Raw genomic sequence first — 15,351 nt, forward strand, 5'->3', positions numbered from 1 at the left:
TTCAGCCCCTTCCTATGCAGTCGCATATTTCTGTTCGCGCAATGCTTTGACAAATTGTTGGATTTCTTGCAACCAAACAGCAGTCGTTGTTTGAGGTGGCAAGGTCAAACGAATCATCATTTGTTCTTTTTCCACACCAAGTCCTGCTTTTAATTTTGTAGCAGTCAGCGCTTCAAATAATTGTTCAACCGTGTAGCGTTTTGTTCCCACTTTGCTCAACTTGAACACAATGGTTTGTTGTTGCTTACGGATCATCTCTAGCAATGCACGATCGCCATCCATTTTGATTTGTCCAATCGTCAACAAATGTGCGACTTCTTCAGGATATTCACCAAAACGATCCAGGAGATCTGCTTCTAATTCATCCAACATCTCTTGTGAATCCAATTCGCGAATCCGTTTATATATTTCGATTTTTTGGCGTTGATCTGACACATAACTTTCTGGTAGATAGGCATCGACGCCTAGATCAATCTCCACAGAAGTTTTTTCTGTTTGTTGATTTTTACCTTGTTTACGAGCGACTGCTTCACTCAACATTTGAGAGTACATATCGAAACCAACAGCATCGATAAATCCATGTTGTTGCGCCCCTAGCAAGTTACCAGCACCACGGATCGATAAATCTCGCATCGCGATTTTAAATCCTGAACCCAATTCCGTAAAGTCTTTGATTGCTTGAAGACGCTTTTCGCTGACTTCATTAAGGATTTTTTGCTGTTCGTACATAAAATAAGCATAAGCGACGCGATTGCTTCGTCCGACACGTCCTCGTAATTGGTAAAGCGTAGAGAGTCCCATATAATCGGCATTTTCTACGAAGAGTGTGTTTGCATTTGGAATATCCACCCCTGTTTCGATGATCGTCGTCGTCACTAAGACATCATACTGTCCCTCGATAAAGTCGAATAATGTGTTTTCCAGTTGGACTTCCGTCATCTGTCCATGTGCATAGGCGATCCTCGCTTCGGGAACTAATGCTTGGATTTCTTCTACTTTACGCTCAATCGTTTCTACACGATTATATAAGTAGAAAACTTGTCCACCACGTCCCATCTCTCGTTGGATCGCTTCTCGGATCGCACCTGGATTTTTTTCCATCACATACGTTTGGATCGGATACCGATTCGCCGGTGGCGTTTCGATCACCGATAGATCCCGTACGCCCAGCATCGACATATGCAGTGTTCGCGGAATAGGTGTCGCTGTCAAAGTCAGCACATCCACTTGCGCACGCAATTGTTTCAAACGTTCTTTGTGTTTTACACCAAAACGTTGTTCTTCATCCACGATCAATAGTCCTAAATCGCTAAATTCAATATCTTTTGATAATACTCGATGGGTACCCACAACAATATCTAGTTGTCCTGTGCGTAATTCTTCGATCGTTTCTTTTTGTTGTTTCTTTGTTCGGAAACGACTCAGCAAACCAACATTCACTGGGAATCCCTCAAAGCGTTCCAACATCGTTTCGTAATGTTGTTGCGCCAAGATTGTTGTCGGCACAAGAAATGCCACTTGTTTACTTTCTTTGACTGCTTTAAAAGCGGCACGTAGCGCAACTTCTGTTTTCCCATAGCCGACGTCCCCCACGAGTAAACGATCCATTGGTTTTTCTTTTTCCATATCTCGTTTGATTTCCGCCGCACTTCGGAGTTGGTCATCTGTTTCCGAATATGGAAAAGCATTCTCAAATTCTTTTTGATAAGAGTCATCTGGACCAAATGCGTATCCCTTTTCTGCTTCTCTGACCGCATACAATTGGATCAAGTCATCCGCAATGTCTTCGATTTTTGAGGAGATTTTACGTTTCGTTTTCGTCCATTCACTACCACCGAGTTTGTTGATTCGTGGTGTTTTGGATTCCGAAGCTACATATTTTTGGATCAAATTCAACTGCGTGACAGGAATAAATAGCTTATCATCGTTTTGATAAATGATCGTCATATAATCTTGGTGGACCCCATCGACTTCTAAGGTTTCCATGCCGATATATTTCCCGATCCCGTGATTCGCATGAACAACATAGTCTCCAGCTTTTAATTCGTTGTAGCTTTTTAGTCGTTCTGCATTCGTTACCGTTTGACGACGTGTCTGTTTTTTTGTTGTCTTTTGAAAAATCTCTTTTTCCGTGATCGTTACGATTTTTTCTTGCGGCAACTCAAAACCTGTCATCAATGCGCCTTCGACTAATTGGACTTGGCCTTTGATCAATTGGTCTGCTTCTGTTTCTACCACTAATATATCTTCATCACGTAACATTTGCTCCGCCTTACGGATACGTTCTTTCGTTGGAATGAAGATGACGACCGTTTGCTCTTGTTTGCGCCAACGATCCATTTCCGTTTTCAGCAATGGCATTTGCCCAAAGAACTGTTGCATCGTGCGATACTGGAACTGGTACAGTGCTTGGAACCTGAGATTTCCCATTCCTTTTTGGAATAAAGAGAAAAAAGTGGTCGCAAATTTTTCTTTTTGGATGATCCCATGTACATCTGCCACAAATTGTTGTTCAGAGAATACGCGCAACTCACTGATTTTTTGTGTGTGCCATTCCGCTGCTTCTCTTTCCATTTCACGATTCGTTTCCATGATTCTTTGGTAATCATCCACGATCAGCAAGCTATCTTGGGGAAAATAATCCAAAATCGATAAATGTTCAGGATACAAAAGATCCGCATAGAACTTCGCTTCGTCTGTCGGGACATTTCGTTGCCACTCCGAGATCAACTGACCGAAATAGTCATGCAAAAATTGTCGTTCAGTAGGTTCTGAGGTCGTTGCTAATTTCTTTTCTAAGAGGTTTTCTATTTTGTTGATACCGTCAAGCAGATTCTCTTGAGAATAAATTTGTTCACTTGTTGGTGGCAACCACACTTCTTCAATCTTTTCGATCGATCGTTGCGTATCGGCTTCGAAGTATCTCATAGAATCAATTTCGACATCAAATAATTCCACACGAATAGGGTATTCAAATGTCAAAGGATAGATATCGACAATACTCCCTCGCATACTAAATTCCCCAGGTTTTGCGACCATCTCTGTCCGCTCATAGCCCATCAAGACGAGTTGTTTTGGTAATGAGTCCACGGCGATCTCGTCGCCAATCTGCCAATGTAATTGGGCGTTGTTCCATGTTTCTTTATCAGGAAGACGTTTGTGCAATGCTGCCACTGGAAGAAGATAGATTCCTGGCTCATCTTGTTGCAAACGATTCAACGTCGCTACACGTTCAGCCCGAGCTTCAGGAGAAGAAAAAGCCATTTCTGCGGAAAGCACTTCATCTACTGGAAATAAGTGAATACTTTCAGCCGGCAGAACGTGTTGCAGATCCTCTGCCAATTGGTTGACGTAATATAAATTCGGCATCAGGATAATCAGATTTTTATCCAGTTTTTTAAACGCATGGGCAAACAACAACGTCTTAGCAGATCCAGCTAAACCTGTAATCAACTGTCTAGACATCCGTTGTTCAAGATTCATGGACCATTCAGCCACTTGAGCATCTTTGCCAATCAATTGGATCATATCCATCGTTTCATTCTCCTTTCTTAATTAAATTGATTCATTGTATCTATAAAGGAATGGCCATCCAATAGAAATTCAATAGCAGCTACAGATTGATCGATGCTTTGTTCGATCAAGGGTTGCGTCTCTTTACTAAAGGGACTGAGAACATGTTGGACGACTGTTTTTTTACCTTCTGGTCGACCAATACCAACTTTTATTCGATCAAAGATCGTACTATCCAAATGAGAGATAATACTCTTGATCCCATTATGTCCGCCTGCACTTCCTTTTTGTCGTAAACGGATTTTACCGATTGCTAAATCTAGGTCATCATAAACAACCACCAACTCTTCTGGATAAATCCCAAAGTAAGTCATCAATGGACCAACCGCTCGGCCAGATTCATTCATAAATGTTTGGGGTTTGACTAATAAAATTTTCTCACCTTTGTGGAAAAATTCAGCTACTTCTGCTTCAAATGTGTTTTTCTTAAAGGTCGCTTGGTGTTTTTCAGCCAAACGATCCACCACCATAAATCCAACGTTATGCTTTGTATGTTCATATTTCGTTCCTGGGTTTCCAAGCCCTACGATCATTTTCATTTCTGCGCTCATCCAATCTTATAAACAGCACAAAAGGCTGGACTGCTCATCGGCGGTCCAGTCTTTGACTCGATTTTTTTATTATTTTAGCTCCTATTAGTATAACACACAATCCTTTGTTACAGCTAAAAAGAGAAACTTAATAAATGAAAAAATGATTAAAATTATAATTCAAAACTAATGAAATCATTGGTTTTGCTAAATAGTGAAATAACGCACATGTAAGCTTTTACATATGGTACAACCTTGTTATCTGTTATATTTTGTAACCAAATAGCGTGACAGCAGGCTTTTTCCATGTTAGCATAGGCATGGGAAAAACAAATCAATGGAAGGATTGATATAAATGACTGCAAACGCAGAAAAAAAAGATCATCAAAAAGTAATACTTGTTGGAGACGGTGCTGTAGGTTCTAGCTATGCCTTCGCTTTAGTTACACAAAATATCGCTCAAGAAGTTGGTATCATCGATATCAATACAGCAAAAACTGAAGGAGATGCGATCGACTTATCACACGCTCTAGCATTTACTTCACCTAAAAAAATCTACTCAGCTTCTTATGCAGATGCACATGATGCAGACTTAGTCGTTATCACAGCTGGTGCACCACAAAAACCAGGTGAAACACGTTTAGATCTAGTAAATAAAAACTTAAAAATCAACCGCGAAGTTGTTACACAAATCGTTGACTCAGGTTTCAATGGTATTTTCTTAGTTGCTGCTAACCCAGTTGATATTTTAACTTACTCTACTTGGAAATTCTCAGGTTTCCCTAAAGAGCGCGTAATCGGTTCAGGAACTTCACTTGACTCTGCTCGTTTCCGTCAAGCACTTGCTGAATTAGTTGACGTTGATGCACGTAACGTCCATGCGTATATTTTAGGTGAACATGGAGATTCTGAGTTCCCAGTTTGGTCACATGCCAATGTTGCTGGTTTACAAATCTATGAATGGGTGAAAAATAATCCAGACGTTGATGAAGAAGCAATGGTCAACTTATTCTTCGGTGTACGTGACGCTGCTTATACGATCATCGAGAAAAAAGGCGCAACATTCTACGGTATTGCTGTAGCTTTAGCACGTATCACTCGCGCGATCTTAGACGATGAAAATGCAGTTCTTCCATTATCTGTTTATATGAATGGTGAATATGGACTAAACGATATCTATATCGGTGCACCTGCTGTCATCAACCGTCAAGGTATCCAAAAAGTCATTGAAATTCCATTAAGCGACAGCGAACAAGATCGTATGGCCGCTTCAGCAAAACAATTAAAAGATATCTTAGATGAAGCTTTTGCTAAATTGGATGCTGAATAATTAATTACTTGAGACGCTATCGTTCTCACTAAAAAAGAATACACGTTGTTCCAGAAGTAATGTCTTCGAAAACAACCTCATCTTCACAGGAAATCCTGAAAATCGACCTTCCATTTTCTAGGATTTCCTGTTTTTTTATACACTTCTGCATATAAAATTATTGTCTAACTATCGTTATTTTTCTATGCAGTATGTTAATTTTTATATAAAGAGGAACATCATTTCGTCTTTTACTGTAAATTATGCTATGATAGAGTCGTTACACCCTATAACTATTATTATTAAGGAGTTGCAGATATGACAAGATCTTCTCATCGAAAAAAATCAATGCGTATTGGTTTGCTTTCTGTTCTCGGTGTGATTCTAGTATTAATCGGCTTTTACACCTACCGTAGTACATATTACACGAATCGTTTTCTTCCTAAAACGGAAGTCAATTCGATCAATGTAAGTAACCTGACTATCGACCAAGCAAATGACAAGCTAAAAGAAGCTTATTCCAATAAGACGATTTCAATCAAAGAAAACGGAACGGTTTGGAAAGAGATTGCAAAGTCCGATCTTGGTTATAAAAAGGATTTTTCAACTGATCTAGCTTCCATCCTGAAAAACCAAAATGCTTGGACTTGGGGAATGAACTATGTAGCTGCGGCCGAAAAACAAGAAATCGATCCATTAAGTGCGGAACGGGAACAACTGGATCAAACGATCGAGACATTGTCTACGGAATTGACTGAATTGAATAAAGATCGTACACCTACTGCCGATGCAACGATTGAAAAGTCTGGTGACTCATTTAAAATCAAGCCTGAAGTGAAAGGGAACACGGTCGATGTCGAGGCCGTTACGAAGGAATTGACGACTGTCGTAAATGATGGAAAAGATACGATTGATCTGACTGAGTTCCAAAAAGAACCTGCCGTCACATCTACAGATAAAAAGTTGACTGAGCAGTTAACGACAATGAATAATATCGCTAAAGTAAAAGGAACTTACAGTATCAATGGTGAAACAGTGACGATCCCTTCTTCACTCATCGTTGAATGGTTAACCTATGAAGATGGAAAACCAGCACTTGATTCAGAAAAAGTTCGTCAATATGTTAGTGAACTTGGCGAAAAATACAATACAAGTACGAATGATACTAAATTCAAAAGTACCAAACGTGGCGAAGTAACTGTTCCTGCTGGCACGTTCAGTTGGACGATCCAAACAGATAGCGAAGTAACAGCTTTAACAGAAGCAATTTTAGCAGGACAAGATTTCACACGTTCACCCATTGTTCAAGGTAGTACAACTGCCGACCACCCATTGATTGAGGATACGTATATCGAAGTCGATTTAGAGAATCAACATATGTGGTTCTACAAAGATGGGAAAGTAGCACTTGAAACAGATATCGTTTCAGGAAAACCTTCTACCCCTACTCCTCCTGGTGTCTTTTATGTCTGGAATAAAGAAGAAAATGCTGTATTAAGAGGAACGAACGATGATGGTACACCATATGAAAGTCCAGTGAACTATTGGATGCCAGTCGATTGGACAGGTATCGGTATCCACGATTCGGATTGGCAACCAGAATATGGCGGCGACTTATGGCGAACTCGTGGTTCTCATGGTTGTGTCAATACGCCACCAGGTGTCATGAAAGAATTATTTGGAATGGTTGAAAAAGGTACGCCTGTTTTGATTTTTTAATCGTAACTACTAGAGCACAGTTGCAGACACGCAACTGTGCTCTCTTTTTTACTTTCTCTTCTTTATAAAAGTAAATAAAATACATATAATAACTGCAGTCAATGCCCCCATCGAATCAAGCATGACATCTTGGAACATTGGCGAACGATCACCTGTCAACATTTGATGGAACTCATCTAGACCGGCGTATCCTGTCGCAGATAACCAAGCAAGAACCCCCGTTAACCACCAGATTTTCATTTTCGGGAATACACCTAGATACAGACTACCTCCTAATAGAAAATAGGTGCCAAAATGGGCGCCTTTTCTTAAAAAGAATTCAATGAATTTGCTGTATCCAGAATGGTCGATACTGATAACACTTTCTCCATAAGTAAACTGGATACCTGATAATGCTTCTTTAAAGGGTTGGTTTGGGAACCAGGCATCAATTCTTGAAAGTTGCGATTGTTGTCCATAGGTTTGCGAGGAGCTATAAAATAAAATAGCCATGATCATTAATGCAAACACTAAATAGAAATTTCCATTTTTTCTTTGTTTTTTTAAAAACTCCATAAGTCACCTCTTCTTTCTATGATAGCTTTTTTTTCATAAAACGACAATAATTTCTCCAAGACTTATTCCTTCTTTAAATGCTATACTAGAGATAGTACCATAAATATGAGAGGGGTTTTTTGATGACTTATTCGCTTAACTGGGATTTAGATTCTATCTTTCCTGGAGGAAGTGCTTCAACTGAATTAAATGAACGTTTGGCTCAATTAGAACGACAAATAGAAACATATTACGAACAAATCAATCAATGGTCATTTTCATCCGAAGATATCGATTCTCTTGTGACGATTTTGGCACTTCAAGAAAAAGTAACCAATGGCTTCAGCCAATGTAATAGTTATATTACTGCTTTATTATCTGCTAATGTCAAAGATTCCGATGCAAAGATTTTGTCTGGTAAACTCTATGCTTCGTTACCACGTTGGCAAGCAGCAGATACGATCTTATCGAAAAAATTTGCAGAAATATCTGACAATGAATGGACAAACTTGATTGCCCAAGATCAATTAGCTCCGATTGCTTTTCGTATGAACGAAATTCGTCGCGATGGCGCACGCTTGTTATCTGAAAACGAGGAGCACATTATCAATACATTATCTTTGGATGGTTTGAATGCCTGGAGTAGTCATTATGATACGATTGTCGCTAGCGTGACTGTACCATTTGAACAAGAGGGAGAAATCATTGAATTATCTGCTGGTCAAGCATTCAATAAAATGATGGGTGATCCTGATCCAGAAGTCCGCAAACAATTATTTACAGCTTGGGAAACTGCTTGGCAAGAAAAAGCACCTTTATTTACAGACACCTTGAATCATTTAGATGGGTTCCGTCTATCTACCTATAAACTACACGGTACAACAGATTTCTTACAAAAGCCTTTAGAATATAATCGCTTGAAAAAAGAAACATTAGATGTAATGTGGGAGACGATCCAAAAAAATAAACAACCCCTTGTCGATTACTTAACAAGAAAAGCCAATCTTTTTGGTAAAGAAAAAATGGAATGGCAAGATCAAGATGCACCGATCATTCTAGGTGATATGAAAGAAAAAACCTTTACCTTTGATGAAGCAGCAGCATTTATCATTGAGAATTTCAATAAATTCAGTCCTAAAATGGCTGAATTTGCTCAAGACGCTTTTAACAAAAGTTGGATTGAAGCAGAGGATCGTCCTGGCAAACGACCTGGTGGTTACTGCACGGAATTGCCTGAAACACAAGAATCCAGAATCTTCATGACTTATAGCAATTCAGTCAACGAAGTCGCTACTTTAGCCCATGAGTTAGGTCATGCTTTCCATAGTAGTACGATGTGGGATCTTCCAGCGTTGAATCGTGAATACGCAATGAATGTTGCTGAAACAGCAAGTACCTTTGCAGAATTGATCGTAGCTGATGCAACACTTAAAGCGGCATCAACAAAAGAAGAAAAAATCAATTTGTTGGATACAAAATTACAAAATGCTCTGGCTATGTTCATGAATATCCACTCTCGTTTTATCTTCGAAAATCAATTCTATACTGCTCGTCAAAAAGGACTAGTGGCAGAACAAGAGATCACTGATATGATGATCGAAGCGCAAAAAGAAGGATATGCAAATGCATTATCTACTTATCATCCTTATTTCTGGGCAGCAAAACTACATTTCTTTATTGATGATGTACCGTTTTATAATTTCCCTTATACTTTTGGTTACTTGTTCAGTTTAGGTATTTACGCCTATGCTAACGAGCAAGGTTCAAGTTTTGAACAAGAGTATATCGACTTACTACGCGATACTGCTTCAATGACAACGGAAGAATTGGCTCAAAAACACTTAGGTGTAGACTTAACGAAACCAGATTTTTGGCAAGCAGGCATCAACATGGTCTTAGAAGATATCCAAAACTTCATGGAATTGACGGAAGAATTTATTTGATCATGCTTTCTAAGCAAGAAAATTTTAAAGGATCGGACAGACAGTTATCAAAACTGTTTGTTCGATCCTTTTTAGTTTCGTAAAAAAAGAACTAACTCACTTAAGAGTTAGTTCTTCATAAATTACATACTTACAGCGAAGTCAGGTGCATACCATTGAACTGAGCCAATTTTAACACTTTCGCCCGGTTGTGGTGCATGGATGTATTGTCCGCCACCTAAAGAAATTGCTACGTGGTAAGTGCCACCAGCTGCTCCCCAGAACAATAAGTCTCCAGCTTTTGCTTGAGAAACTGAGATTCTAGCTCCTGCTGATTCTTGAGGTACAGTCCAACCACCGATGTCACGGCCAGTTACTTGTAGGTACACATAGCGTGTAAATCCAGAACAGTCAAATCCACTTGGATCTTTTCCACCCCATACATAAGGAGTCCCAATGTATTTCATCGCTTCAGCTACAATCGCTGCTCCATTAGTAGATGGAGTCGTTGGCGCTGGAATTGATGGTGCCGGCGTTGATGGTTCAGGTGTTGGAGCTGGTGTTGCAGGTGTTGATGGCTCCGGTGTTGATGGTGTTGTTGGCTCCGGCGTTGATGGTGTTGTTGTTTCTGGAACAGATGGTGTAGTAGTAGATTCTTCTGTTGAAGATTCTGGTACACTACTTTCAGTTGTTGAATCTTCTGTTGATGTAGATGATTCAGGAACTGAAGATTGTTCTGTTGAAGATTCAGCACTTGATGATGATTCTGAAGTAGCTGATTCAGAAACTTCTGTTGATTCTTGTACTGATGAAGAAGCTTGTTCTTGTTCTTGCTCTTGTGCTGCTGCAGCGGCAACTGCTGCTGCTTGTTCACGTGCTTCTCTTTCAGCTTGTTCTTGTGCTGCTTGTTGACGCGCTTGCTCTGCTAAACGAGCTTGTTCACGAATACGTGCTTGCTCTGCTTCAGCTTCTGCTTTTTGGCGGTTCAAGTCTTCTTTTTTATCTTCTGCTGTTGCTTGTTCAGCCGCTAAAGTAGTTTTTAGAACATTTAAATCAGCTTGTTTTGATAGTAAGTCGCCTTTTTGTGATTCTAAAGCCGCTTGATTTTCTGCTAACTCTTTTAGCTTCGCTTCATTTTCAGCTTTTTTATCTTCAACTGCCTGTTTGTCTTCTTTTTGTTGTTTCACTAAGTCTTGGTTCGCACGTACAATCGATGACATTGCTTGAACGCGTCCGATTGCATCTGAGAATGACTCAGCATTCAATACTGCATCGATGTAGTTAGAGCTTTTGCTGCTAACTTGTGTTTCACGTGCTTGCTCTTGGATTGTTGCTTCACGTTTTTCGATACGTTCTTGTAGATCTGCAATTTCTTGTGTCAATTGAGAAGACTCTTGACGTAATGTTGCTTGATTAGCTAATAAAGTTTCAGCTTTTGTATTGATGTCAGCGACTTGACCTTCTAATGCCTCGATTTGAGATTGGGCACTTGCTTGTTGGTTTTGTAATTCCGCAATTTTTTGATCTTGTTGTTGTATTTGAGAATCAAAATCTTCCGCCGCGGCTGCGATCGGTGATGCTACGGCAGTCAAGGCCATTGAACTTACCATTACTGCTGATATTAAACTCTTTTTCACTCTTCATTCCTCCGACTGGCTTAATTTAATAAATATCTAAAAATATTTAAGTCTTTCTTAACGATAACAAAATTGTACCATAGCTGTATGTCAATGAGATAATAGTTATGTTACAAAAACATTTCAAAACAACTGATTATAATGACAGAAATGTAAGATGACATGGTTATTTTCATAATACATTTTTCAATAATTAAATAATGCCCGTTTTAAATTAAATAAAAAAAGGCTGAAACATTCGTCCTTTCGCACCACCTAAAACCGAATAAACGGTGGGAACAGAAGTAATCTCTTCGGAAAATAAGGCGCCATCCACAAAAATTTGAAAAACAATTTTCGTGGATGGCGCCTTATTCTGCGAGGCTAGACACTTCTGTCCCGACCTTCTTTAAATAGCTTCTTTAATGGGAATACAAGTAGAGCGAACAATACCATATTCAATAATAATGTTGGACCTAAATATTTAGTGATAAAGTACGTACTATCTACACTCGCAAGTTTGAATACCATTTGTACGATCAATGTAAACAACTCATAGCCTGTGATGAAAATGATGAGGCTAAAAAACTCAGTAAAAATATTTACATGGATGACCGATTTCATCCCATACATGATAAATACTAATAAAGGTAAAGCAACTGCATAAATGCCAATCACACCAATATAGTAAGAATCAAAGATAATACCTAAAACTAATGTCGTGATCAGTAAGTAGCGTTTGGAGAAACTCAAACTGCAAAATAGTAAAACCAATATCAAAAGATGCGCACTTGCCATGTAGTCACCGCTCGACCACCTGATCATCATTCGGGTAAAGTGCCCATCGATCAACATGAGTAAGAACAAGAGGATCGGCAAATAAATGGTCATTTTCTCTTTTTTCAGCATGGACTACTCCTCCACAAGACGTTTGATGATCGTTACTACTGGGAGATCATACATATCCGCATAAGGTTTGACATAGACTTCGCGATCTAGCCCATAACTATCTGGTTTTGTTTTGATGACTGTACCGATTTGCAGATCTGCTGGCGAGTTGCCTCCAAGACCTGATGTTTGTACTACGTCGCCCTCTTTGATTTCACTGTCACCTGTTAGCTGTGTCACAACTAGCGCTTGTAACTTTTCGTCATAATTCTTGAGTAAACCGAAAGATTCTCCGTTTCCAGAAGATACGCGGACAGGGAAATGGTTGGAACTTACGTTTGATGAAGTCAGCAATTCTACTTTAGAAGAAGTGGCATTGACTTCAATGACACGTCCGACTAAACCTTTTTGCGCCATGACTGCCATATTGACTTCGATTCCATCATTTGATCCTTTATCGACGACTAATAGATCTTGCCATGAGTCAGGTGAACGAGTGATCACATTTGCTGTGACTCTTTCATAACTCGTCAACGTTTGGCTTAAATCGAGTTCGCTTTTTAGTGCATCGATTTCTTTTTGCATGTTCTTGTTTTTTTGAGCTATCTCATCATAGCTGTCGATTTTTTCTTTTAACCGTTCATTTTCTGAATAGGTGGTGAAAAGATGATGTACTGAATCCACGCCATTTTGGACCCATTTGACCGGAGCAGAAATCGTCCGATCGACAAAAGAGACACTGTCGTTCACAATAGATTGGAAGAAATTGGGCTTTCCTTCATTCGCTCGCTGGGCAGCTGTCACACTTAGGACCGTTACTACAATAATAACGATGACTAAGGTAATAATGATATTTTTATTAGGATTGAACTTCTTCACAAAGACACCTCGAATTAAATTAGACTCTTACCTGTAATTTTATCATTAAATAAGGGGAAACAAAAGGCTCGACCCTTCTTTTAAGCTTTTTTTAGCAAATAATTTAAACTGTCATTTTTCCGCTTCATTTCTTTTGCTACTTTGTCCTGAACCGATCCATCAATCTTTACTTTGGATGACTGAAATGATTCCTTCAGAGAAGCTGAAGGATGCTTTGTCAGTGACAAATTCATTGCTTGCATAAGAAGTTGGACGAGATACTTCCTCGTTTGATAGTTGATATTTGCTGTCAGATAATGTCAATTGACTAACAGGTGTCAAACAACAGTAAGCCAAATACTTCATTTCAGGATTTTTTTTTATCTCGTAAGCTCCTGGTAGATAGTAAGTGATCACGTTTTGTTTGTCTTGTATTTGGATCTGTCGTATAAAGGGTTGAAACCGTGGTTCTAATGCTAACCATAGATTAGCTAATAAATGATCTAATCTTCCACCAGTTGCACCGATCAGTGTCACGCTTGCTTCTGGAAAGTGTTCGAATGTCTTTGCTAAACCTAGCTGAGTGTCCGTATCGTCTTTCTCTGCTGGCGCTTGGTGTACTTCGACAGCTTTATCGGATACTCGTTGATATTCTGAGGAAGACAATGAATCAAAATCACCGATTGCTAGATCTAACGAATAGCCTTTTTCAAGCAAATAGAGTGCCCCACGGTCGATGCCCACGTATCGATCAAATGATTGCTGTGACAAGTCTGGCCAATTTTCTGGTGATCCGCCTGCAACAAGTAATACTTCCATTAGCCTAATGCCTTTTTCAATTGATCGATTTGAGCTGCTGGATCTTCTGCACTATAGACATAGGAGCCTGCCACAAATACGTCTGCACCTGCTTCATGACAAATTTTTGCAGTTTCTGGAACGATTCCACCATCCACTTCGATTTGATAGGTCCAATCGTTCACCTTGCGTAATTCCGCTAACTCTGCGATTTTATCCACTGTTTCTGTAATAAAGCTTTGTCCGCCAAAGCCTGGATTGACTGTCATCACTAACACTTGATCAACTAAAGGCAAAACATGCTTGATCATTTCGATCGGTGTACCAGGATTGATAACGACCCCTGCTTTGACATCTAAATCTTTGATCATCTGGATCGCACGATGGATATGTGGTGTCGATTCCACATGGACCGTAATGATATCTGAACCTGCTTTTGCAAAATCAGCAATATAATTTTCAGGATTGATGATCATCAAATGAACGTCTAACGGTAGTTTTGTGACCGGACGAATTGCTTGCACTACATTCGATCCGAATGTAATGTTGGGAACGAATTGGCCGTCCATTACGTCCACATGGATATAGTCTGCTCCACCTTTTTCTACTCGTTCAATGTCTGTTTGGAGATTGGCGAAATCTGCGCTTAAAATCGATGGTGCTATTTTCATAAAAATACCCTCCTACTTTCTTCTAGTTTCTTTTTTGTTGTACATCGGTTTACGGTTTTCAACTTCTTGCAAAAATTGCAAGTAATTGTCATAGCGAGTCTGTGCAATTTCTTTTGCCGCTACTCTTCGTTTGACTTCACAATCTGGCTCTTTTACGTGCATACACTCTCTAAAGCGACAGTCTACAGAAGCATCGACAAATTCAGGGAATTGTTTGGATAACTCGACAGGTTCGATGACTAAGAAATCAATAGAACTGAAACCTGGTGTATCGGCAACCAATCCATCATAAAGTGGTAATAACTCGACATGTCTTGTCGTGTGACGTCCCCGTCCCAAAGAATCAGATATTTCACCTGTTTCTAACTCAAGCTCTGGTGAGATTTGGTTGAGCAACGTCGATTTACCTGCACCTGACTGTCCCATGAAAACAGTCAGTCTTTCTGGAAAATAGCGAACTAATTCATCCGTATCACCCTGTGTGCGAGGGACGATCACTGGATAGCCAATTTTTTCGTAAGTCTCTTTAATTTCTTTTATTTGTGTAGAAACGACAGCTAAATCCGTTTTCGTCAAATAGATCACTGGCTCGATCGATTCATATTCCAACATGACTAAAAAACGGTCGAGTAGATTATAAGAGAATGTTGGTTCGATCAAACTCGTCACAACAACTCCTAAATCAACATTTGCTACTGGTGGTCGTACTAATTGATTTTTACGTGGTAAAACTTCTAGTAGATAGCCATCGGTCTTGTTTTCACTTTCAAATATGACTTGATCGCCAACAAGGGGCGTGATCTTTCGATTACGAAAATTCCCTCGACCTCGTGTCTGATAGGTCTCTCCATCTTTATATACGTAATAAAATCCACTTATTGCTTTTCTGATTTGCCCTTTAATGAAACCCACCTCCATTTTTAGTATATTTTA

At 39.4% G+C, this 15,351-nt stretch carries 12 protein-coding genes; 3 read left to right on the top strand and 9 right to left on the bottom strand.

What is annotated here, in order from left to right; all coding sequences use genetic code 11:
* Nucleotides 1-12 precede the first annotated feature (12 nt).
* Both mfd and pth read right to left on the bottom strand, forming a co-directional pair.
* Nucleotides 13-3,534 (bottom strand): transcription-repair coupling factor, encoded by a 3,522-nt coding sequence (mfd, locus tag EM4838_RS13250; protein ID WP_071866556.1) that lies wholly within the window; start codon nt 3,532-3,534, stop codon nt 13-15.
* 17 nt (nt 3,535-3,551) lie between these two features.
* The gene (pth, locus tag EM4838_RS13255; RefSeq protein ID WP_071866555.1) at nt 3,552-4,112 is read right to left on the bottom strand and encodes an aminoacyl-tRNA hydrolase; all 561 of its coding nucleotides are present in this window, start codon (nt 4,110-4,112) and stop codon (nt 3,552-3,554) included.
* A 346-nt stretch (nt 4,113-4,458) separates the two neighbouring features.
* Between pth and EM4838_RS13260 the strand changes: the two genes are divergently transcribed.
* The gene (locus EM4838_RS13260) at nt 4,459-5,433 is read left to right on the top strand and encodes an L-lactate dehydrogenase (protein ID WP_019722338.1); all 975 of its coding nucleotides are present in this window, start codon (nt 4,459-4,461) and stop codon (nt 5,431-5,433) included.
* A 297-nt stretch (nt 5,434-5,730) separates the two neighbouring features.
* The gene (locus EM4838_RS13265) at nt 5,731-7,131 is read left to right on the top strand and encodes a L,D-transpeptidase family protein (RefSeq protein ID WP_071866554.1); all 1,401 of its coding nucleotides are present in this window, start codon (nt 5,731-5,733) and stop codon (nt 7,129-7,131) included.
* 48 nt (nt 7,132-7,179) lie between these two features.
* Here EM4838_RS13265 and EM4838_RS13270 read toward each other — a convergent pair whose 3' ends face one another.
* Nucleotides 7,180-7,686 (bottom strand): VanZ family protein, encoded by a 507-nt coding sequence (locus EM4838_RS13270; RefSeq protein ID WP_071866553.1) that lies wholly within the window; start codon nt 7,684-7,686, stop codon nt 7,180-7,182.
* Between the two features lie 122 nt (nt 7,687-7,808).
* Between EM4838_RS13270 and EM4838_RS13275 the strand changes: the two genes are divergently transcribed.
* Complete coding sequence (locus EM4838_RS13275) at nt 7,809-9,608, top strand: M3 family oligoendopeptidase (RefSeq protein ID WP_071866552.1); 1,800 nt, start codon at nt 7,809-7,811, stop codon at nt 9,606-9,608.
* 122 nt (nt 9,609-9,730) lie between these two features.
* Here EM4838_RS13275 and EM4838_RS13280 read toward each other — a convergent pair whose 3' ends face one another.
* The 6 genes from EM4838_RS13280 to rsgA all read right to left on the bottom strand — a co-directional run bounded on the left by EM4838_RS13280 (nt 9,731) and on the right by rsgA (nt 15,330).
* Nucleotides 9,731-11,224, bottom strand: a complete 1,494-nt coding sequence (locus EM4838_RS13280) for a C40 family peptidase (RefSeq protein WP_071866551.1) — start codon at nt 11,222-11,224, stop codon at nt 9,731-9,733.
* 363 nt (nt 11,225-11,587) lie between these two features.
* Nucleotides 11,588-12,112, bottom strand: coding sequence for a rod shape-determining protein MreD (mreD, locus tag EM4838_RS13285; protein ID WP_065096081.1), 525 nt, complete (start codon nt 12,110-12,112; stop codon nt 11,588-11,590).
* A gap of 3 nt (nt 12,113-12,115) precedes the next feature.
* Nucleotides 12,116-12,970 (bottom strand): rod shape-determining protein MreC, encoded by an 855-nt coding sequence (mreC, locus tag EM4838_RS13290; RefSeq protein ID WP_010734107.1) that lies wholly within the window; start codon nt 12,968-12,970, stop codon nt 12,116-12,118.
* Between the two features lie 159 nt (nt 12,971-13,129).
* A complete protein-coding gene (locus EM4838_RS13295; RefSeq protein ID WP_071866550.1) occupies nt 13,130-13,768 on the bottom strand; it encodes a thiamine diphosphokinase in 639 nt (212 codons plus the stop codon).
* On the bottom strand, nt 13,768-14,418 hold the full coding sequence (gene rpe / locus EM4838_RS13300) for a ribulose-phosphate 3-epimerase (RefSeq protein ID WP_019722345.1): 651 nt from the start codon (nt 14,416-14,418) through the stop codon (nt 13,768-13,770). Before rpe ends, EM4838_RS13295 begins: the two co-directional genes overlap by 1 nt.
* 12 nt (nt 14,419-14,430) lie before the next feature.
* On the bottom strand, nt 14,431-15,330 hold the full coding sequence (gene rsgA / locus EM4838_RS13305; RefSeq protein WP_179948063.1) for a ribosome small subunit-dependent GTPase A: 900 nt from the start codon (nt 15,328-15,330) through the stop codon (nt 14,431-14,433).
* Nucleotides 15,331-15,351: the final 21 nt, after the last annotated feature.

The organism is Enterococcus mundtii, from assembly GCF_002813755.1.
GTDB classification, from domain to species: domain Bacteria; phylum Bacillota; class Bacilli; order Lactobacillales; family Enterococcaceae; genus Enterococcus_B; species Enterococcus_B mundtii.